This window comes from Salipiger sp. PrR002 (assembly GCF_010500775.1).
Classification (GTDB): Bacteria; Pseudomonadota; Alphaproteobacteria; order Rhodobacterales; family Rhodobacteraceae; genus Salipiger.
In genome coordinates, this window is the sequence record NZ_JAAGOU010000025.1 from 18,020 (window position 1) to 36,836 (window position 18,817).

At 66.3% G+C, this 18,817-nt stretch carries 17 protein-coding genes; 9 read left to right on the top strand and 8 right to left on the bottom strand.

What is annotated here, in order from left to right:
- The first annotated feature begins 18 nt into the window (after positions 1–18).
- From G0A00_RS19680 to G0A00_RS19700, 5 genes are read left to right on the top strand one after another with little or no spacing between them, the layout of a single operon-like run.
- A complete protein-coding gene (locus G0A00_RS19680; RefSeq protein ID WP_164183418.1) occupies positions 19–993 on the top strand; it encodes an ABC transporter permease in 975 nt (324 codons plus the stop codon).
- A complete protein-coding gene (locus G0A00_RS19685; protein ID WP_164183416.1) occupies positions 993–1,928 on the top strand; it encodes an ABC transporter permease in 936 nt (311 codons plus the stop codon). The genes G0A00_RS19680 and G0A00_RS19685 overlap by 1 nt, the downstream gene beginning before the upstream one ends.
- Positions 1,925–2,890, top strand: coding sequence for an ABC transporter ATP-binding protein (locus G0A00_RS19690; protein WP_164183414.1), 966 nt, complete (start codon positions 1,925–1,927; stop codon positions 2,888–2,890). Before G0A00_RS19685 ends, G0A00_RS19690 begins: the two co-directional genes overlap by 4 nt.
- Positions 2,887–3,909 carry an ABC transporter ATP-binding protein gene (locus G0A00_RS19695; RefSeq protein WP_164183412.1) on the top strand — a complete coding sequence of 341 codons (1,023 nt, stop codon included), beginning with the start codon at positions 2,887–2,889 and terminating at the stop codon, positions 3,907–3,909. Before G0A00_RS19690 ends, G0A00_RS19695 begins: the two co-directional genes overlap by 4 nt.
- A complete protein-coding gene (locus G0A00_RS19700; protein WP_164183410.1) occupies positions 3,906–5,387 on the top strand; it encodes a carboxypeptidase M32 in 1,482 nt (493 codons plus the stop codon). The genes G0A00_RS19695 and G0A00_RS19700 overlap by 4 nt, the downstream gene beginning before the upstream one ends.
- Positions 5,388–5,405: 18 nt before the next feature.
- Here G0A00_RS19700 and G0A00_RS19705 read toward each other — a convergent pair whose 3' ends face one another.
- The gene (locus G0A00_RS19705; protein WP_164183408.1) at positions 5,406–6,299 is read right to left on the bottom strand and encodes a LysR substrate-binding domain-containing protein; all 894 of its coding nucleotides are present in this window, start codon (positions 6,297–6,299) and stop codon (positions 5,406–5,408) included.
- A gap of 119 nt (positions 6,300–6,418) precedes the next feature.
- Here G0A00_RS19705 and G0A00_RS19710 point away from each other — a divergent pair, with 119 nt between their 5' ends.
- From G0A00_RS19710 to G0A00_RS19725, 4 genes are read left to right on the top strand one after another with little or no spacing between them, the layout of a single operon-like run.
- Complete coding sequence (locus tag G0A00_RS19710; RefSeq protein WP_066104974.1) at positions 6,419–6,700, top strand: (2Fe-2S)-binding protein; 282 nt, start codon at positions 6,419–6,421, stop codon at positions 6,698–6,700.
- Complete coding sequence (locus G0A00_RS19715) at positions 6,697–8,076, top strand: NAD(P)/FAD-dependent oxidoreductase (RefSeq protein WP_164183405.1); 1,380 nt, start codon at positions 6,697–6,699, stop codon at positions 8,074–8,076. The genes G0A00_RS19710 and G0A00_RS19715 overlap by 4 nt, the downstream gene beginning before the upstream one ends.
- A complete protein-coding gene (locus G0A00_RS19720; RefSeq protein ID WP_164183403.1) occupies positions 8,073–9,224 on the top strand; it encodes an FAD-binding oxidoreductase in 1,152 nt (383 codons plus the stop codon). The genes G0A00_RS19715 and G0A00_RS19720 overlap by 4 nt, the downstream gene beginning before the upstream one ends.
- On the top strand, positions 9,221–9,565 hold the full coding sequence (locus G0A00_RS19725; protein WP_164183401.1) for a RidA family protein: 345 nt from the start codon (positions 9,221–9,223) through the stop codon (positions 9,563–9,565). The genes G0A00_RS19720 and G0A00_RS19725 overlap by 4 nt, the downstream gene beginning before the upstream one ends.
- Before the next feature lie 163 nt (positions 9,566–9,728).
- Here G0A00_RS19725 and G0A00_RS19730 read toward each other — a convergent pair whose 3' ends face one another.
- The 7 genes from G0A00_RS19730 to G0A00_RS19760 form a co-directional block, all read right to left on the bottom strand.
- The gene (locus tag G0A00_RS19730) at positions 9,729–11,462 is read right to left on the bottom strand and encodes a hydantoinase B/oxoprolinase family protein (protein WP_164183399.1); all 1,734 of its coding nucleotides are present in this window, start codon (positions 11,460–11,462) and stop codon (positions 9,729–9,731) included.
- Positions 11,463–11,465: 3 nt separating this feature from the next.
- A complete protein-coding gene (locus G0A00_RS19735; RefSeq protein WP_164183397.1) occupies positions 11,466–13,490 on the bottom strand; it encodes a hydantoinase/oxoprolinase family protein in 2,025 nt (674 codons plus the stop codon).
- Positions 13,491–13,517: 27 nt separating this feature from the next.
- Entirely contained in the window at positions 13,518–14,807 is a 1,290-nt protein-coding gene (locus tag G0A00_RS19740) for a TRAP transporter large permease (protein WP_066104955.1), read from the bottom strand.
- Positions 14,804–15,301, bottom strand: coding sequence for a TRAP transporter small permease (locus tag G0A00_RS19745; RefSeq protein WP_164183395.1), 498 nt, complete (start codon positions 15,299–15,301; stop codon positions 14,804–14,806). Before G0A00_RS19745 ends, G0A00_RS19740 begins: the two co-directional genes overlap by 4 nt.
- 71 nt (positions 15,302–15,372) lie before the next feature.
- Positions 15,373–16,368 (bottom strand): TRAP transporter substrate-binding protein, encoded by a 996-nt coding sequence (locus tag G0A00_RS19750; protein ID WP_164183393.1) that lies wholly within the window; start codon positions 16,366–16,368, stop codon positions 15,373–15,375.
- A 28-nt stretch (positions 16,369–16,396) separates the two neighbouring features.
- Entirely contained in the window at positions 16,397–17,509 is a 1,113-nt protein-coding gene (locus G0A00_RS19755) for an NAD(P)/FAD-dependent oxidoreductase (protein ID WP_368667722.1), read from the bottom strand.
- Between the two features lie 577 nt (positions 17,510–18,086).
- Entirely contained in the window at positions 18,087–18,758 is a 672-nt protein-coding gene (locus G0A00_RS19760) for a GntR family transcriptional regulator (RefSeq protein ID WP_164183391.1), read from the bottom strand.
- Positions 18,759–18,817: the final 59 nt, after the last annotated feature.

The following is an 18,817-nucleotide window of genomic DNA, read 5'->3' on the forward strand; positions in this document are numbered from 1 at the left end:
ATCCGACAAGAGGCCCACATGCTAGGATATCTCGTCAGGCGCCTTGCGCAGGCCGTGGTCGTGGTCTTTGCCATGTCGATCATCGTCTTCGTCGGGGTCTATGCCATCGGCAACCCGATCGACGTGCTGATCGACCCCGGCGCGACGCAGGAAATCCGCGCCAAGCTGATCGCCCAGTACGGGCTCGACCAGCCGCTGTGGCGCCAGTATTTCACCTTCCTCGCCAATGTCGCCCAAGGCGATCTCGGCACCTCGATGGTCTACAACATTCCGGTCGTCGACCTCGTGTTCTCGCGCCTGCCCGCGACGCTGGAACTGGTCTTCGTCTCGGTCTGCATCGCGACCTTCATCGGCATCCCGGCGGGCCTCTACGCGGGCTACAAGCCGGACAGCCTCGCCGCCCGCGCGATCATGGCGCTTTCGGTGCTGGGCTTTTCCGTGCCAACCTTCTGGATCGGCATGCTGCTGATCATGGCGTTCGCGGTGAACCTCGGCTGGCTGCCCTCTGGCGGGCGCGGCGATGTCGGCAGCCTCTTCGGCATCCCCACTTCGCTGGCCACTGGTGATGGCTGGACGCATGTGATCATGCCCGCGCTCAACCTGTCGCTCTTCAAGATGGGCCTGCTGATCCGCCTCACCCGCGCTGGCATGGTCGAGGCGATGCAGACCGACTACGTGAAGTTCGCCCGCGCGCAGGGCCTGCCCGACCGGCAGATCGTCTTCAGCCACGTGCTGCGCAACATCTCGATTCCGATTGTCACGGTCTTTGGGCTCGAGCTTGGCTCGACCCTCGCCTTCGCCGTGGTGACCGAAAGCGTCTTCACATGGCCCGGCGTCGGCAAGCTGATCATCGACTCGATCCTGCAACTCGACCGTCCGGTGATGGTCACCTACCTCGTCCTCGTGGTGATCCTCTTCGTGCTGATCAACCTCGTGGTCGATCTCGTCTATGCGCGCCTCGATCCGCGGGTGCGCCTGAAGGGGAACGCCTGATGTCCGACACCGCCCCCCTCACCAACCCCGCGCTGGCCCTGCCCGGCGCCGAGGTGGAAACCCGCGCCCAGCGCCTGCGCAACTTCTGGGCCGACTACCGGCGCTCGCCGGTGGCAGTGGCCTCGCTCGCAGTGATCATCGCGCTGATCTTCGTCTCTTTCGGCGCGCCGCTGGTCTCGCCGCAGGATCCCTATGACATGGCTGCGCTCGACTGGATGGACGCCTTCCTGCACCCCGGCGAGACCGGCTCGGGCGGCTACACCCATCTGCTCGGCACCGACAACGCCGGGCGCGACATGCTCTCGGCGATCTTCTATGGGCTGCGCACCAGCTTTGTGATCGGCCTCTCGGCGGGCGCGCTGGCGCTGCTGGTCGGCATCTGCGTTGGGCTCACCGCCGCCTATTTCGGCGGCAGGATCGAGAGCCTGCTGATGCGGATCGTCGATCTGCAACTGTCGATGCCGGCGATCCTGCTGGCGCTGGTGCTGGTGGCGATGCTGGGTCAGGGCGTGGGGCAGATCATCCTCGCGCTTGTGGTGGCGCAATACGCCTATTTTGCCCGCACCACCCATGGCGCCGCCACCGTCGAGCGCAGCAAGGATTACATCGAGGCGGCGCGCTCCACCCCGCTGCCGACGCGCCGCGTGCTGTTCCGCCACCTGCTGCCGAACGTCCTGCCGCCGCTCATCGTGGTGGCCACGGTGCAGGTCGCCAGCGCCATCGCGCTGGAGGCGACGCTGTCCTTCCTCGGCGTGGGCCTGCCGCTGACCGAACCGTCGCTGGGCTCGCTGATCTCGAACGGCTTCAAATACATCCACTCGGACCGCTACTGGCTGTCCATCTATCCGGGGATTTTCCTGATGATCACCGTGGTTGCCATCAACCTCGTCGGAGACCAGGTGCGGACCGTGCTCGACCCGCGAGGCCAACGATGAGCGCCGCGCTGGACGTGCGCGGGCTGACAACGCGCTTCGACACCCGCAAGGGCCCGGTCACCGCCGTCAACGATGTGAGCTTCTCGGTCGCGCCGGGCCGGATCATGGGCCTCGTTGGCGAGAGCGGCTCGGGCAAGAGCGTGACCGGCTTTTCGGTACTCGGGCTGATCGACGCCCCCGGCGAGGTCACCGGCGGTCAGGTGCTGGTCGAAGGACAGGACCTGCGCGCCCTGCCCCCCGACGCCATGCGCAAAATGCGCGGCAGCAAGGTTTCGATGGTCTTTCAGGACCCGATGATGACCCTGAACCCGGTGCTGCGGGTCGGCGATCAGATGGCCATGGCTGTGCGCGTGCACGAGAAGATGAGCAAACGCGCCGCATGGGACCGCGCGCGGCAGGCGCTCGAGACGGTGGGCATCCCTGCCCCTGCCGAGCGGCTGAAGGCCTACCCCCACCAGCTTTCGGGCGGCATGCGCCAGCGCGTCGCCATCGCCATGGCGCTGCTGCACCAGCCCGCGGTGATCATCGCCGACGAGCCCACGACGGCGCTCGACGTGTCAATCCAAGGCCAGATCCTTGCCGAGGTGCGCCGCCTTGCCGATGAGACCGGAACCGCGATCGTCTGGGTGACGCATGATCTGGCGGTGGTCTCCTCGCTCGCCGACGATATCGCGGTGATGTACGCGGGCCGCATCGTCGAAAGCGGCACCGCCGAGCAGGTGATCGAAGCACCGCGCCATCCCTATACGCGGGGCCTGATCGAAAGCGTGCCAAGCCTGCACGAGCCGGGCCGCAAGCTGCCGCAGATTCCCGGCTCCACCCCGCAGCTTGCCAATCTGCCCTCGGGTTGCCCGTTCCGCCCGCGCTGCGCCTTTGCCACCGAAGCCTGCACGACCGCACCGCCCCTGCATGAGACCCATGGCCGCCGCGTGCTGTGCCATCACCCGCTGGAGGCCCAATGACCGACGCGCTGTTGAAAATCGAAAACGTCTCGAAACGGTTCAGTCGCAAGCCCGGCCTTCTTGGGCGCGGGATCGACAGGCTCACCGGCCGCAGTTCGGAAAGCACCGTGCATGCGCTCACCGATGTGTCGCTGCAGGTCGCGCGCGGCGAGGTGCTGGGGGTCGTTGGCGAGTCCGGCTGCGGCAAATCCACCCTCGGGCGCATCGTGTCGGGCATCTATGCGCCCACCGAAGGGGCTGTCACGCTTGAGGGCCAGCCAGTGGCCAAGGGCAGCGACCGAGACATCGAGAAGCTGACCACCCGGGTGCAGATGATCCATCAGGATCCCTTCGCCAGCCTCAATCCGCGCATGAAGGTGGGCGAGACCATCTCTGAAGGCCCGCGCGTGCACGGCATCGTCGAGCCCGCGCGCCTGCGTGCGCGGGTGTCGGAACTGCTCGAACAGGTCGGGCTTGAAGGCGCTTATGCAGGTCGGTTGCCGCACCAGTTCTCGGGCGGGCAACGCCAGCGCATCGCCATCGCCCGCGCGCTGGCGATGGAGCCGGAACTGCTGGTGCTGGACGAAGCTGTGGCCTCCCTCGATGTCTCTATTCAGGCGCAGGTGCTGAACCTCTTCCTCGACCTGCGGCGCGAGCTTGATCTGACCGCGCTTTTCATCAGCCACGATCTGTCGGTCGTCCGCCACGTCTGTGACCGGGTGGCGATCATGTATCTTGGCCGGGTGGTCGAACTGACCAGCGCCGCGCGCATCTACGCGCAGCCGCTGCACCCCTATACCAAAGCGCTCTTCGCCTCGGTGCCGACGCTGGGCACCGGGCGCGCGTCGTTCCATCCGATCAAGGGCGAAATTCCCTCGCCCCTGAACCCACCCAAGGGCTGTGCCTTCCACCCGCGCTGTCCGCTCGCCGGGCCGCGCTGCAAGGCCGAGACCCCGCGCCTCACCGAGCCGGAGGCGGCGCATTCGGTGGCCTGCCACCTGCACGATGGCGGCACGGGTTCCGCCGAGGCGGCGGCATGAGCACGGCACTGAACACGCGCGTCGCACGGCTGAACGATGTGCTGTGCAGCGTGAATGCGCTGCAATGGGACGCAAGGGTGATGATGCCGCGCGGCGGCGCCGAAAGCCGGGGCCACCAGATCGCCACGCTGAAGGGCATTGCGCGCGAGATGATCCTCGACCCGGCAATGGAGGAGGCCGCGCAGGCGGCGCTCGGGACCGGCGAAGATGCCTCGGCGCGTGCGGTGCTGGCTGCGCGCGCGTGGCATGCCGCGATCCCCGCCGATCTGCTGCGCCGCCTCGCCGAGCAATCGGCCCTCGCTGGCACGGTCTGGGCCGAAGCGCGTGCGGCGGGGGATTTCGCGCTCTTCCAGCCCTATCTGCAGCAGATGCTCAACCTGTCGCGTCAGGTCTCGGCTGCCAGCGGGCTCGGCAGCCACCCTTATGATCCCATGGTGCATGTCTTCGAACCCGGCGAGACCGCCGCCAGCCTTGGCAGCCTCTTCGACCGGCTGCGCGCCGCGCAGAAGCCGATCCTCGACCGCGCGCTCGGCAAGCCCCGCCCCCGCACCGATTTCCTCTACCGCGACTACCCGGTGGCGCAGCAGCAGGCCTTCTGCCGCGCGCTGGTCGCCGAGCTTGGCTATGACTTCACCCGCGGGCGGCTCGACACCGCTGTGCATCCCTTCGAGATTTCCATGACCCGCAGCGACGTGCGCATCACCTCGCGCTGGCCGACAGACTATCTGCCCATGGCGATCTTTGGCTCGATCCACGAGACTGGTCATGCGCTCTATGAGATGGGTGTCGATCCGGCGCTGAGCCGAAGTGCGATGACCACCGACATGATCGGGCTCTATGCGGTGGGCGGCACCAGCTTTGGCATGCACGAAAGCCAGTCGCGCCTGCTGGAAAACCACGTTGGACGGTCCCCGGCCTTCTGGGCGCGCCACTTCGGGACATTGCGTGACCATTTCCCGCAGCAGCTTTCAGATGTCACCGAAGAAGAGTTCGTCGCCGCGGTGAACCGGGTCGAGCCGGGGCTCATTCGCGTCGAGGCGGACGAGCTGTGCTACGACTTCCACATCATGCTGCGCGTGCGTCTGGAAATGGCGCTGATGGAGAGGGCTCTGTCCGTCGCCGACCTTCCCGCAGCGTGGAACGAGGCGATGCGGAGCGACCTTGGCGTGGAGGTTCCGCATGACGGTGTGGGATGCCTGCAGGATGTCCACTGGTCGTCGGGCTACATCGGGTCTTTCCCGACCTACACCATCGGCAATATCACCGCGGCGCAGATCATGAGCGCCCTGCCCGCGCAGCAGCCAGAGGTCGGCGCGGCGCTGTCGCAAGGCGAGACCGCACCCCTGCGGGCGGCGCTGGAGTGCCATGTCTGGCGGCACGGGCGCGGGCGCAGCCGCGCTGAACTTCTGGGCGCGCTCGGGCAAGAGGCGTCGGACCCGACCGCCTATATCGGCTATCTGCAAAGCAAGTTCGGCTGAGCGCAGGGCGCAAGCCGCTCAACCGCTGTAGCGGGCGACTTGGGCGTCAAAGACCTCGAGCAGCGCCTCCAGATCAGGGCCCAGCGACATGCCGCGCGGCCGGATGATCGCCAGCCTGAAACGCGCGTCGGTCTCGAAGGGCCGCGCCAGACCGCCCTGCGCCTCATGCGAACGGGCGGTGAAGGGATCGACGAGCGAAACGCCCAGACCGCGCAGCACCAGCGCCGAGACCAGCGTCGACAGATGCGATTGCACGATGACCTCGGGCGCATTGACCATCTTGCCGAACTCGCGTTGCAGGAAGGCGCCCGTGGCGGTGTTCTCGCTGTAGCCAACCACCGACTGACCGGCGAAATCCTCAAGCCGCAGGCGATCCTTGGCGCCGAGCGGGTGCTCGCGCGGTAGGATACAGACGTATTCCAGCTCTACCGTGCGCACCAAGTCGATATCGTGCTCGTGCCGCGTCGGCGAAGTGAACCCAAGTTGGCTCTGGCGCGAGGCGACCTGCCGAACCACGTTGTGGGTTTGCATCGAGAGCAGTTGCACGCGGAAATTCGGGCGCTTCACCAGCAGATCCACAAGCGCGTCGGGCAGCAGCGAATGCGCCAGTGCAGGCATCGCCGCAACTGCGACCGTGCTGCGCCGACCCTGACGGATCTCGGTCGCGGTCTTCTCGATGGTCGCGAGGCCCACGAAAGAGCGCTCCACCTCCACCGCAAGCTCCCGCGCCTCGGGGGTGGGAACGATCTTGCCGCCGAAGCGGGTGAAGAGTTGCAAGCCCGTCCGATCCTCGAGATCGCGGATCAGGCGGCTCACCGCGGGCTGCGAGACATTCATGATCTCGGCGGCGCCAGAGACGCTGCCGCTTTCGAGAACGGTCTTGAAGGCTTCGAGCGCGCGTTGTGACAGCATGGCTATAACATTCCCGGATGGAGGTCGCTGTATTTGTTATTTGATTTATGGGCGCCAATGCAAGGAAACTGCCTCTCGAAACAGATATTTCTGCCACCGAAAGAGCCCCGTAACCGCCCATGTACACGCGAACCGAGCCGGTCAGGACACCGATCACATTCACCTTCGAGGGCCGGTCGATCAGCGCCGATGCGGGCGAGAGCCTTGCCGCCGCCCTGCTGGCCGAAAACGTGGGGTCCTTCCGCGATACGCCGGTCAGCGGAGCGCCGCGCGCGCCGTTTTGCATGATGGGCACCTGCTTTGAGTGTCTGGTGACGGTCGATGGCGTGCCGAACCGGCAGGCCTGCATGACCGAGGTGCGTGAGGGCATGGTGGTCAACCGCCAGAAAGGCGCCGCATGACCCATCAGGACCTTTGTATCATCGGCGCTGGCCCGGCAGGCATGGACGCGGCGATTGCCGCCCGGCAGGCGGGGCTTTCGGTCACCGTGCTCGACGAGGCGCTGCGCCCCGGCGGGCAAATCTACCGCGATGTCACCCGCGCCGACGACGCCCGCCTAAAGATCCTCGGGCCGGACTACGCCGCGGGCCGCAAGCTGGCCGAGGCCTTTGCCGCCAGCGACAGCACCTATCTCTCCGGCGCCACCGTCTGGCATGTGGAAACCGACCCGGCGGGCTATGCGCTGTCCTACTCGCAGAACGGCGCCTCGCATGTGGTGCGGGCGGATGCGCTGATCGTCGCCACCGGCGCGGTCGAGCGGCCGATGCCCCTGCCCGGCTGGACCCTGCCCGGCGTGACCACCACCGGCGCGCTGCAAATCCTGCTGAAAACCGCGGGCACGGTCGCCGAGGATGTGGTGCTGATCGGCTGCGGTCCGCTGCAGCTGCTGCTCGCGGCGCAGATGGTTGCCGCAGGCCGCCCGCCCCGCGCCATACTCGAAACGGTGCCCAACGCCAACTACCTGAGCGCGCTGAAGCATCTGCCGGGTGCGCTGCGTGGCATGGGTTATCTCACCAAGGGCCTGACGCTGCTGCGCAAGGTCCGCGCGGCAGGCGTGCCCATCTACCGCGATGTTCAGGACATCTCGCTGGACGGCGACAGCCAGCTTGAGGCAGTCAGCTTCTCTGCCGGGGGCCGCAGCCATCGCATCGAAACCGGCACCGCCGGACTGCACCATGGCGTCGTGCCGAACCAGCAGATCACCCGGCTGATGCGTTGCGAGCATGTCTGGAACGACGCGCAGCACGCGTTCCAGCCGGTGACGGACAGCTACGGGGAAACCTCCCTGCCCGGGCTCTATGTGGCGGGCGACGGCGCGGGCATCCGCGGCGCGCGCTCTGCGGCCTTGGCCGGGCGCATCGCCGCCCTGCGCGTGGCAGAAAAGGCCGGACGTCCCGCCTCGCCGGACCTGCCCCGGCTGCGCCGCGAGCTGGCCAAGGACGCCGCTGTGCGCCCCTTCCTCGAAACGCTCTACGCGCCGGCGGCGCAGGCGCTGGCGCCGCGCGACGAGGTGATGATCTGCCGCTGCGAAGAGGTCACCGCCGGTCAGATCCGCGCCGCGGCCAAGGCCAATGCGCCCGGCCCGAACCAAGTGAAATCCTTTCTACGCACCGGCATGGGGCCCTGTCAGGGCCGCACCTGCGGGCTGGCGGTCACCGGGCTCATCGCCGAAACCTCCGGGCGCAGCCCCGGCGAGACCAGCTATTTCCGCATTCGCCCGCCGCTCAAGCCGCTGTCCCTTTCCGAACTCGCCGCCTTCGAGCCCGATACGGAATGACCTCGGGCGCGGCATCCGATCTGCTGGTCATCGGCGGCGGGCTGCACGGCTGCGCCGCCGCGATGTTTGCCGCCGAGCGGGGCCTGCGCGTCACCCTTCTGGAGAAGGACAGCGTGGGCCGCCATGCCTCGGGCGCGAACGCTGGCGGGGTGCGGCGTCTGTGGCGCGACCTTGCAGAGGTGCCGCTGGCGAACCTGTCGATGCAGATGTGGCACCGAATGTCGCAGATCGTTCAGGACGACTGCGGCTTTCAGCCGGTGCCGGGGATCAAGGTCGCCGAAGGCGATGCCGATATGGAGTTTCTCGCCGCCCGCGTCACCCGGATGCAGGAGGCCGGGCATACCCACGAACGGCTGATCGACCGCGCCGAGTTGCGGGAGCTTGTGCCCGCCATCTCCGAACATTGCACCGGCGGTCTGCTGTCCGAGGACGGATTTGCCATGCCCGCCCAGACCACCGCCGCCTTCGCCCGCCGCGCCCGCGCGCTCGGCGTGACGATCCTCGAAGGCGAGGCGGTGGCGGCGATCGAGCACAGCCGCGGGCTCTGGCGCGTGGAGACGCAGAGCGGGCGCCACACCGGCGCCAAGCTGCTCAACTGCGCTGGCGCATGGGGTGGCAGGATCGCCGAGCTGCTGGGCGAGACCGCCCCGGTAGAGGCCATCGCGCCGCTGATGATCGTCACCCAGCGCATGCGCCCTTTCTGCAGCGCCGTGATCGGCGTGGCGCGGCGGCAGCTGTCGTTCAAGCAGATGGCCAATGGCACGGTGGTGATCGGCGGCGCCCGTCTCGGCCGGGTCGATCCCGCCCGCAACCGCACCGAAATCGACTTTCGCGAGCTGCGCCTCACCGCGCGCACCGCGCAGGACATCTTCCCGATCATGCGCGGCGCCACGGTGCAGCGCGCGTGGTCCGGCATCGAGGGGCGCACGCCCGACCGGCTGCCGATCATCGGCCGCTCGTCGCGGCACGAGAGCGCCTTTCACGCCTTCGGCTTTTCCGCACATGGCTTTCAGCTTGGCCCGGCCACCGGCGCGCTGATGGCCGAGCTCATCGACACGGGCCGGCTCGCTCCAGAGCTGGACCCCTTCGACATCACCCGCTTCTCGGCTCCCACCGAGGCGGCTACGCAACCAAGGAGACTTGCATGATCACCCGTCACATCCAGGGCAAAATCCACCACCGCATCGTCGAGCACGGCGACACCATCTACATCGGCGGTCTGGTGGCCAGCGACAAGAGCAAGGACATGAAGGGCCAAGCCGAGGAAATCTTCGGCAAGCTCGAAGAGCTGCTCGCTCAGGCTGGAAGCTCGAAAGACAAGCTGCTGTCGGTGACCATCTATTCCGCCGCCTTCGATCAGAAAGACGCCTTCAACGCGGCGTGGACCGAATGGCTCTCGCCCGAGAACTTCCCGGTCCGCGCCTATATCGGCGGTGCTGAACTGTCGAAGGGCACGCTGGTGGAGATCACCACCATCGCGGCGAAATAAGCGCCGCTTTCACCTTACCTCCCTGAACTGCCCCCCGCCCTGCGGGGGGCTTTTTTTATGCCCTAGCTTTCCTTGGTCCGCCCGCGCACCCAATGAGCGGCGCAAAAGAAAACGCTCCCCGCCGCAGCGGAGAGCGTTCTACTGTCCCTCGGGGGAAGCCGTCTCAGGCGCGGTCGAGCGCCTTTTCCAGCATCTCCTTGCCGTAAAGCTCTTCGGCTTTTTCACGGCTCATCCGCCCGTCACGCAGGTCGCGCCCAAGCTCTGCGGGATCGCGCTCTGCCGGGGTGCCGTAGCCGCCGCCGCCGGGGGTTTCGAGCCGCACGCTTTCACCCGCACCAAGGCTGAGACCGGCGATCATCGGGCTCAGTTCCTCGGCGTGATTGCTGCCGGGGTTCTTCACCAGATGCGCCTCGCGCCCGGCGCTGCCGCCCTTGGCCCCCGGAGCGCCCTCGCGGTGCCCGTCCGAACGCGCGGTGAAGATCACCCCGCCATTGGGCGCCGAGATCTGCCGCGCGATGCCCATGCCGCCGCGATAGCGGCCCGCGCCCGAGCTGTCCTCGACCAGCGCGTATTCATCGACCAGCAGATCATATTCGATCTCCAGCGGCTCGATCGGCAGGTTCGAGGAGTTGGTGACATGCACATGCACCCCGTCCATGCCGTTGCCGAGCGCCCGCGCGCCTGCGCCGCCGCCGATGGATTCGAGATAGACATAGCCCTCGTCACGGCCCCGGCGCTTGCCAGCAAAGACCATGACCGGAACGATGTCCTGCCCCGCCGCCTGTCCGCGGTCCTCGGGCAGCAACTGCGAGAAGGCCCCGATCAGAGCGCGCACCACCTTGTTGCAGGTGATCGAGCGGGCGCCGGTGGCCGCGGGCTGGCGCGGGTTCAGCAGGCTGCCTTCGGGGGCCGAGATCTCGACCCCGTCAAACATGCCCGAGTTGGGCAGGAGGTAAGGATCGAGCAGCGTCTTGACCACATAGTAGACCGAGGCGTTGAGCGCCGAGGCCACCACGTTGAGACCGCCGCGCGCCTGCGGGCCGGTGCCTTCGAAGTCGACGATCAGCCGGTCACCCTTGACGGTGACATTGGCTTGGATCGGCACTTCGACCGGGCCGAGGCCGTCGCTCTCGATCTTGGAATGGAAGCTGGCGGTGCCGTCAGCCATTTCCGAGATACGGTTGCGTAGGCGCTGCGCGGTATAGGCGAAGAGGTCTTCGACCAGCGCATCGACCTTGTCGGCCCCCAGCGTGTCGGCCAGCTCGCGCATCAGCCGCGCGCCGCGTTCGTTCGCCGCCGCCTGCACCTTGATGTCGAGCCAGCGTTCCTCGGAGGAGCGCGAGTTGAGCGAGATCATCCGCAGCAGGTCTTCGTCGAGCTCGCCCGCGCGGAACAGCTTCATCACCGGCAGGCGCAGGCCCTCTTCGAAGATCGAGGTGGCGCCGCCGTGGATCGAGCCCGGCACAGTGCCGCCGACATCCGAGTGGTGGCCGATATTGGCGGTGAAGTAGCGCAGCCGCCCGCCCGCGAACACCGGGGTGATCACCGAGATATCGGGCGTGTGGGTGCCACCGGCAACATAGGGATCGTTACAGATGAAGACGTCGCCTTCGACCATCTTCTCGATCGGATAGGCCTTCAGCACCGCGTTGACCGAGCCCATCAGCGAGCCAAGGTGCAGCGGGATGTGGCTGGCCTGCGCGATGAGCCGGCCATCCGCCGAGAACAGCGCCACCGAGCAGTCCTTGCGCTCTTTGATGTTGGACGAGAAGGAGGCCCGGATCATCGAGGTGCCGATTTCGTCGGCGACCGCGAGCAGCCGGTTGGTAAAGACCTCCATGGCGATGGGGTCGGAAAGGGCGGGTTTGCTTGCGTCGCTTTTGCTTGTGTCGCTCATGGGTCAGACCTCGATGATCATGGTGCCCGAGCCGTCCACGCGCAGCCGCTGGCCGGGCTCCACGATGGTGGTCGAGGACATTTCCTGAATGATGGCCGGGCCCTCGACATAGGGGCCGACCGGAAGGCGGGCGCGCTCGTAGATGGTGGTCTCGTACCAGCCGCCTTCGAAATAAACCTGCCGCGCGCCGAGCGTCGGATCGCCCTCGGTCGCGGTGTATTCGGCATCCGGCGCAGCCGCCGAAGCGCCCTTGACCGAAAGCCGCAGGTTGACGATCTCGACCGCGCGGTCCTCGATGTCATAGCCGTATTCCTGCCGGTGCGCGGCGCGGAAGCCTTCGAGGAAGGTGTCATAGGCCGCGTCGGCACTGTCCAGCGTCACCTGTACCTCGTGGTTCTGACCGTCATAGCGCGCGTCGACCACATATTGCATCGAGCGGCGGTCTTCCGGCACTCCCTCGCCGCTGAGCCAGTCCTGACCGTCCTTCAGCATCTCCTTGAAGGCCGCGCCGATGGCAGGCCAGCTTTCGGGCGTGGCGTTGGACACGCCGGTGCGCACGAAGTCAAAGCCGACGTCCGACAGCAGGATGCCGCGGGCGCACATGGTGCCGGGCTGGGCGGGCACGATCACCGTCTTCATGCCGGTCTCTACCGCCACGGCGGCGGCGTGCAACGGACCCGCGCCGCCATAGGCGAAGAGCGCGAAGTCCTGCAGGCGGTGGCCCTTCTCGGTGGAGACGGCCCGGATCGCGCGGCCCATGTTGGCGACGGCGATGCGCAGGATACCGAGCGCGGCCTCTTCGACCGTCAGGCCAAGCGGCTTGGCGATCTGCGTCTCGATGGCGTCGCGCGAAGCCTGTTTGTCGACCTGCATGCGGCCCGAAAGCAGCGTGTCGCTGTCCAGCCGTCCAAGCACGAGGTTGGCGTCGGTGGTGGTCGGCTCTGTGCCGCCCTGCCCGTAGGCCACCGGCCCCGGATAGGCGCCCGCAGACCGCGGCCCCACTTTCAGCGCCCCGGCATCGTCGAGCCCGGCAATCGAGCCGCCGCCCGCGCCGATCACGTTGATGTCGAGCATCGGGCAGCGCACCGGGTAGTCGGCGACCAGCCGCGAGGTGGTGAAGGCCGGGCGTCCGCCCTCGACCAGCGACACATCGGTGGAGGTGCCGCCAACGTCATAGGTGACGATGTTGGGATAGCCCGAGATGCCTGCGACCTTGGCCGCACCGACCACACCCGCAGCGGGGCCCGACAGACAGGTGCGCACGGGGAAGCTGCGCACGGTGTCCACCGACATCAGCCCGCCGTTGGAATGGATGGTGCGCGGCGCGTTCTTGATGCCGATGTCGGCAAGACGCTGCAGGAAGCGCTCGAGATAGCGATCCATGCGCGGGCCGACATAGGCGTTGATCACCGTGGTCGAGAAACGCTCGAACTCGCGGAACTCGGGCAGCACCTCGGAAGAAATCGAGACATAGGCGTCCGGCAGCACTTCACGCACGATCTCGGCGGCGCGGCGCTCGTGGCGGCCATCGCGATAAGCGTGCAGGAAGCACACCGCCACCGCTTCGGCCCCGGCGTCGCGCAGCGTTTCCGCCGCCGCGCGGACCTCAGCCTCGTCGAGCGGCTGCAACACATCGCCGTTGGCGTTCAGCCGCTCGGTCACTTCCAGCGCCATGTAGCGCTCAACCAGCGGCTCGGGCTTGGTGATCGCGTAGTCATAAAGGTGCGGGCGGGTCTGGCGACCGATCTCGAGCACGTCGCGCGCGCCCTTGGTGGTGATCAGCCCGGTCGGCACGCCGCGGCGCTCGATCACCATATTGGTGGCGACGGTGGTGCCATGGCCGACGAACTCGAAGTCCTCGGGCGCGACGCCCAGTTCCTCGACATAGTGGCGCAGGCCGGTTTCGATCGCCTCGGAGGGATCATGCGGGGTGGAGGAGGTCTTGAAGTGGATGGCCTTGCCGCTTCCGGTCTCAAGCGCCGTGAAGTCGGTGAAAGTGCCTCCCACATCGAAGCCGATACGGTACATTGCGTTGGGTCCTTTGCAATCTGCGCCTTACTGAGCCGTCGGCATCAGCAGGTCGGGAAGGAAGAGCGTGATCTGCGGCACGAAGGCGACAAGCAGCGCCACCACGATCATCGCGACATAGAATGGGGCCAGCGCCCGGGTGAGTTCGCCCATGCCGACGCGCGCCACCGTCATCACGGTGTAGAGCACAAGGCCGACGGGCGGTGTGATGGTGCCGATCATCATGGTCACCACGACGGTGACACCAAGATGCACGGTGTCGATGTCGAAGCTCGAGGCGATGGCCAGCAGCGTCGGGACCAGCAGCACCAGCGCGGCCAGCACCTCCATGAACATGCCGACGATCAGCAGGATCACGATGATCAGCGCGATGGCGGCGGCCTTCGATACAAAGAGCTCCTGCATCATGTTCACCATCTCGATCGGCAGCCGCTGGATCGAGATGATCCATCCGAACACCGCAGAGACGGCGATGATGAAGAGGGTCGAGGCCGAGGTGCGCACAGTACCCAGCAGCGCCTCGACGATCAGCGCCCGGTCAAAGCCCATCGAGATCGAGCCGATCACGAGGATATAGAGCACCACGACCACCGACGCCTCGGTCGGGGTGAACACCCCGGCAAGGATGCCGCCCAGCAGGATCACCGGGGCCATCAGCGCCGGAAGCGCGGCCCAGAAGGCGCTGACCACTTCCGAGAAGCTGGCACGCGGCAGACGCGGCGCGTCCTCGCGCCCGGTCACCACCAGCACGTAGATGATCACCATCAGGGCAAAGCCCGTCAGCAGACCCGGCAGCGCGCCGCCAAGGAACAGCCGCCCCACGGATTCTTCGGCAAGGAAGCCATAGACCACCAGCGTGATCGACGGCGGGATGATCGGCCCCATGGTGGCAGAGGCGGCGGTGACAGCGGCAGAGAAGCGCTTGGAATAGCCCGCCTGCTCCATCGCCTTGATCTCGACAGCGCCGAGACCGCCCGCGTCGGCGACAGCCGAGCCCGACATGCCGGCGAAAAGGATCGAGGCAACGACGTTCACATGGCCCAGACCGCCGGTGATATGGCGCACCAGAACACCGGCGAAGTTGAAGATGCGCTCGGTGACGCCCATGCCGTTCATCAGGTTGCCGGCCAGCAGGAACATCGGGATCGCCAGCAGCGAGAAGCTCTCGATGCCGCCCGAGGCGCGCATGGTCAGCTGGATCTCGGGCAGGCCCGCCATCAGGATATACACCGCCGAAGTGACCAGCATGGTGTAGGCGACCGGCAGGCCGAGGATCAGCAGGCCGAAAAAGGAGATCAGAAAGATCGCGGTGGTCATGTATCGGCCTCCACCTTCTCGCCGCGCAGTTCGGCCCAGATCGCCTCGAGGGCGAAAAGGATCGTCATGGCAGCGCCCAGCCCGAAGGGCAGAAGGATGAGCATGAATTTCGAGGTAAGCGGCCCGTTCGGTATGGTGCCGAACTCGAGCCGCGACATCAGCGGCTGCAGCTGCCGCACTTGCGTCAGCACATAGGCCAGCACGGCGATCACCAGCACGTGCAGCGCGACGCGCAGCGCCCGATGCGCGGCAGCAGGAAGAACGGAAGACATCACGTCCAGTCCGATGTGGCCGCCCTCACGGTAGACGAGGGCCGCCCCGAGGAAGGTCATCCAGATCAGCGAGATCTCTGCGATGTCATCGGTCATATGCACCGGCGCGTTGAACACATAGCGCGAGACGATCTGGACGCTGAGCGCCCCGATGATCGCCACCGCCAGCGTCGCGCAGAGCCACAGCGTGGCCCGGTGCAGACCGGAAAAAAGCTTGGTCATGGCAGGGTCCGAGGGGTTGGGGTCGCGGGCCGGAACATGGCCCGCGAGAGTGTTTCAGGCAGTGTGGCGGATCACTTCATCGCCTGGATCTGATCCCACCAGCCTTCGGGCAGCAGCCCCTCTTCCTCGAAGGAGGGCACCGACTCGGCGACCTTCGCGGCAAAGGCTTCGCGGGTCTCGGCGGACATGTCGCAGAAGGTGACGCCTTCGGCTTCCATGGTCTCGCGGTTCGGCGCGGTCTGCTCTTCGACCAGCGAAACGAAGTAATCGCCCGCGTCCTCTGCCGCTTTGGTGACGATCTCCTTGTCCTCGTCCGACAGCTGCTGGAACGAGCTTTCGGCGATGTAGACCGAGTTCTGCGGATACATCATCTGCGCGTCGGTCACATAGGGCAGCACTTCGTAGAATTTCGACGAATAGACCTGCTCGCCCGCGCTTTCCGCCATATCGGCAACGCCTTGGCTGAGGCCCATGTAGGTCTCGCCGTAGGAGATGGTCACCGGCACGGTGCCCACCGCTTCCCAGCCCGCGATGAACATCGGCAGGTTGGGCGAGCGCACGCGCTTGCCAGCGATATCCTCGGGCGTTTCCACGCAGGCGCCCTTGGTCATGAACACGCGCGGCAGGCGGAACCAGTTGGTGGCGAGGATGCGCACGTTGAAATCGTCACGCAGCTCGTCCTTGAGGCCCTTGGCCAGATCGCTTTCCATGAACTTCAGGAAGTGATCCTGGCTTTGGAAGACGAAGGGAATGTCGACGACGCCGAATTCCTTGACGAGGTTCGAAGCGTTGGAGCCCGACGAGATGTAGCCGTCCTGCGCACCGGCGGACATGGCCTCGATCTGCGCGGGACCGGAGCCAAGCTGCGAGCCTTCGTAGAAATCGACGTGAACGCGGCCCTCGGTGCGCTCGTTCACCAGTTCGGCGAAACGCTTCGAGGCTTGCGTGACCGGCGCGCCCGGCGGGTTGATGCCGCCAAAGGTGAGGCTGACCTGAGCGCTGGCGGCCGAAGCGCCGAGCACGCCCGCGGCGGCGAGTGCGAGAAGGGAGAATGCTTTATGTTTCATAGTTTTGTTCCTGTTGGACGTTTGGTTTTTATGCAAAGCGTTGCGCGGTGAAGCTGGCGAACTCGGGCGGTCGCTGCCCGTTCATGATCCACTGCGCAAGCGGTCCCCGGTGGGCGGGGGCCAAGGTCACGCCCGAATGGGTCGTGGCCACAAAGACCCCCGGATGGGTGGGGGACTCATCATAGACGGGGTTGCCATCGGGGGTCAGTACGCGCAGCGCGGCCCAGCTGCGCACCACCCGAAGATTTCCAATTGCGGGAAGCAGGCGAACCGCCCGGCTGGCGAGTTCGCGGATGCCTTCGCCGGTGGAATGATCCTCGCCGGTCTCTTCCTTGGTGTCGCCAATGAGGATCGTGCCCTCGGCGGTCTGCCGCAGGCCCGAGGTCACCGCAGGCAGGATCGGGGCGCTGCGTTCGGTCACGAGGATCTGGCCTTTCTGGGGGCGGACCAAATCCGGGAAGCCAAAGGGACGCGCCAGATCATTGGTCGCAAGCCCCGCCGCGATCAGCACTTTCGGTGCCTTCGCCGCCAGCCCTTCGGCGGTGACCGTATAGCCGTTGTCGCTGCTCTCGATAGAGCTGACCGCGACGTTCGACAGCAGCGTCGCCCCGGCGGCCTGAGCCCCGAGGCTGAGGCCTTGATACAACGACAGCGAATGACATGCGCCGTCGATCGAAGAGATCGACGCACCGCAAACCTCCGGGCCGACGCCGGGCATGATCTCGGTCAGCTCGTCGCGGCGGATCATCCGCACATCGTCGCCGGGAAGCTCATGCGCCGCGACCCGCCCGATCATCTCTGCCCGCTTGTCGAACTCCGCTTCGCTCAGGCACAGATGCAGGCCAAGGCCGTTCTCATAGTGGGTATCCACGCCGCAGAGCTCTTTCAGCTCCTCTTCCAGTTCGGGCCAAGCGCGCACCGCAGAGCGGGTCCATGTGGCGTAGTCACGGTTGCCCGCGCCTTTACTCTGCGCCCAGACGAGGCCGAAGTTCCCGCGGCTTGCCCGAAAGCTGGTGTCGGAGGCATCGAGGATCAGCACACGCGCACCATCGCGCGCCATGCCAAGCCCGGCCGCGGTGCCCACGAGGCCGCCGCCGACCACGATGATGTCCCAGTCACCCAGATTTTTCACGTCGCGCACACCTGTTTCCATCGGAAGTCTCGACGGATTAAGGGGTGCGGGAGCGCATAAGACAAATATCAATACCTTCAATTGCGATACACTTTTGTTATAGTGATCGCTGTGTTCCTCGCATGGCTGGACGGTTCGCAATCTCGGCCCGGTCGTGCGGGCTCCCTTCTCGCGCATTTGCGATGCCCGACGATGGCACATGCTCAAGTTGCGGGCAGATGCAGGGCCTGTGGGAAAGTTTTCCGCGTGTCTGTTCGCCGAGATTTTCGCGGGCGGGGCACCCCGAGTCTGGCCGCAGAGCCGCTGGCTCAAGGGACGGCCCCTGCCCCTCTCCAAACCCGCTCTCACTGGAAAATCAGGCGAGTTGCATCGCAGGCCCCATGCCCAGAACGGCCGAGCCGCGCGGCGCCGATCAATAAGAAAAATCTCTAGTGTCACAAAACTTTTGAATTGGACGCGGCGGGGGTCGGGCCGCTCACTTTGACTCAACACGACGCTCCAGCAGGCCTATCGTCCCAAGCCAGAGGCACCAATGACCGCCCTTGCCCACACGCTCCCCTCGACTGCCGCCGCACGCACCGAAAGGTCAGCCGGGCAAGACGCGAGCCAGCTGCGGCATCAGCGACAGATGTGCGTGAACGATCTCCAGCGCGCGGGCTTCATCATGCTCGGACAGCGCGGCGACAAGCGCCCGGTGCTCATGCTCGATCGCCTCCGTCTTACCGAACCCCTTGCGCAGCGACAGCATCGCCAGCCGCGACAGCGGGGCCTGAAGACCTTCGTAAACCGTTGCGAGCACGGTGTTTCCCGCCGCTTCGACAATCGCTTGGTGAAACTGGCGGTTGTTTTCCAGACAGCTCAGATGGTCTGTGGCCGGGGTCGCCTCATGCGCATCGCACAGCGCGGTGAGGCGGTCCGGTATCTCGCGCCGCTCGCGGCAAATCTTGATAACCGCCTGCGTCTCGACCATCAGCCGGACTTCATGAAGGTCGCGCAGTTCGGCCGGAGACATCGCGCGCACCATCGCGCCTCTGCGCCGGTGCAGATCGACGTAGCCCTCGGCGGCAAGACGGTTGAGCGCCTCGCGCACCGGCGACCGCGACACACCGGTCAATTCGCAGGCGACAGCTTCTTCGACGTAGCCACCCGGCGGAAAATCACCGTTGAGGATGCCGGAGCGGATCGAATCGTAGGCCAACTCGCGCGCCGACAAGCGCGGCAGTGGCTCGGCTCCTGCGATGGAAGAATGTCTGTTCATTCACCTTTCTCCTCAAAAAGTGCCCGTATGGGACATCTTTCGCCCGTTCAGTCTCGACA

Coding starts and splice junctions, on each gene's coding strand:
- G0A00_RS19690 (WP_164183414.1), top strand. CDS start 1,925: ATGAGCGCCGCGCTGGACGTGCGCGGGCTGACAACGCGCTTCGACACC.
- G0A00_RS19745 (WP_164183395.1), bottom strand. CDS start 15,301: ATGACCAAGCTTTTTTCCGGTCTGCACCGGGCCACGCTGTGGCTCTGC.
- G0A00_RS19715 (WP_164183405.1), top strand. CDS start 6,697: ATGACCCATCAGGACCTTTGTATCATCGGCGCTGGCCCGGCAGGCATG.
- G0A00_RS19730 (WP_164183399.1), bottom strand. CDS start 11,462: ATGAGCGACACAAGCAAAAGCGACGCAAGCAAACCCGCCCTTTCCGAC.
- G0A00_RS19735 (WP_164183397.1), bottom strand. CDS start 13,490: ATGTACCGTATCGGCTTCGATGTGGGAGGCACTTTCACCGACTTCACG.
- G0A00_RS19750 (WP_164183393.1), bottom strand. CDS start 16,368: ATGAAACATAAAGCATTCTCCCTTCTCGCACTCGCCGCCGCGGGCGTG.
- G0A00_RS19740 (WP_066104955.1), bottom strand. CDS start 14,807: ATGACCACCGCGATCTTTCTGATCTCCTTTTTCGGCCTGCTGATCCTC.
- G0A00_RS19720 (WP_164183403.1), top strand. CDS start 8,073: ATGACCTCGGGCGCGGCATCCGATCTGCTGGTCATCGGCGGCGGGCTG.
- G0A00_RS19685 (WP_164183416.1), top strand. CDS start 993: ATGTCCGACACCGCCCCCCTCACCAACCCCGCGCTGGCCCTGCCCGGC.
- G0A00_RS19705 (WP_164183408.1), bottom strand. CDS start 6,299: ATGCTGTCACAACGCGCGCTCGAAGCCTTCAAGACCGTTCTCGAAAGC.
- G0A00_RS19710 (WP_066104974.1), top strand. CDS start 6,419: ATGTACACGCGAACCGAGCCGGTCAGGACACCGATCACATTCACCTTC.
- G0A00_RS19680 (WP_164183418.1), top strand. CDS start 19: ATGCTAGGATATCTCGTCAGGCGCCTTGCGCAGGCCGTGGTCGTGGTC.
- G0A00_RS19700 (WP_164183410.1), top strand. CDS start 3,906: ATGAGCACGGCACTGAACACGCGCGTCGCACGGCTGAACGATGTGCTG.
- G0A00_RS19695 (WP_164183412.1), top strand. CDS start 2,887: ATGACCGACGCGCTGTTGAAAATCGAAAACGTCTCGAAACGGTTCAGT.
- G0A00_RS19725 (WP_164183401.1), top strand. CDS start 9,221: ATGATCACCCGTCACATCCAGGGCAAAATCCACCACCGCATCGTCGAG.
- G0A00_RS19760 (WP_164183391.1), bottom strand. CDS start 18,758: ATGAACAGACATTCTTCCATCGCAGGAGCCGAGCCACTGCCGCGCTTG.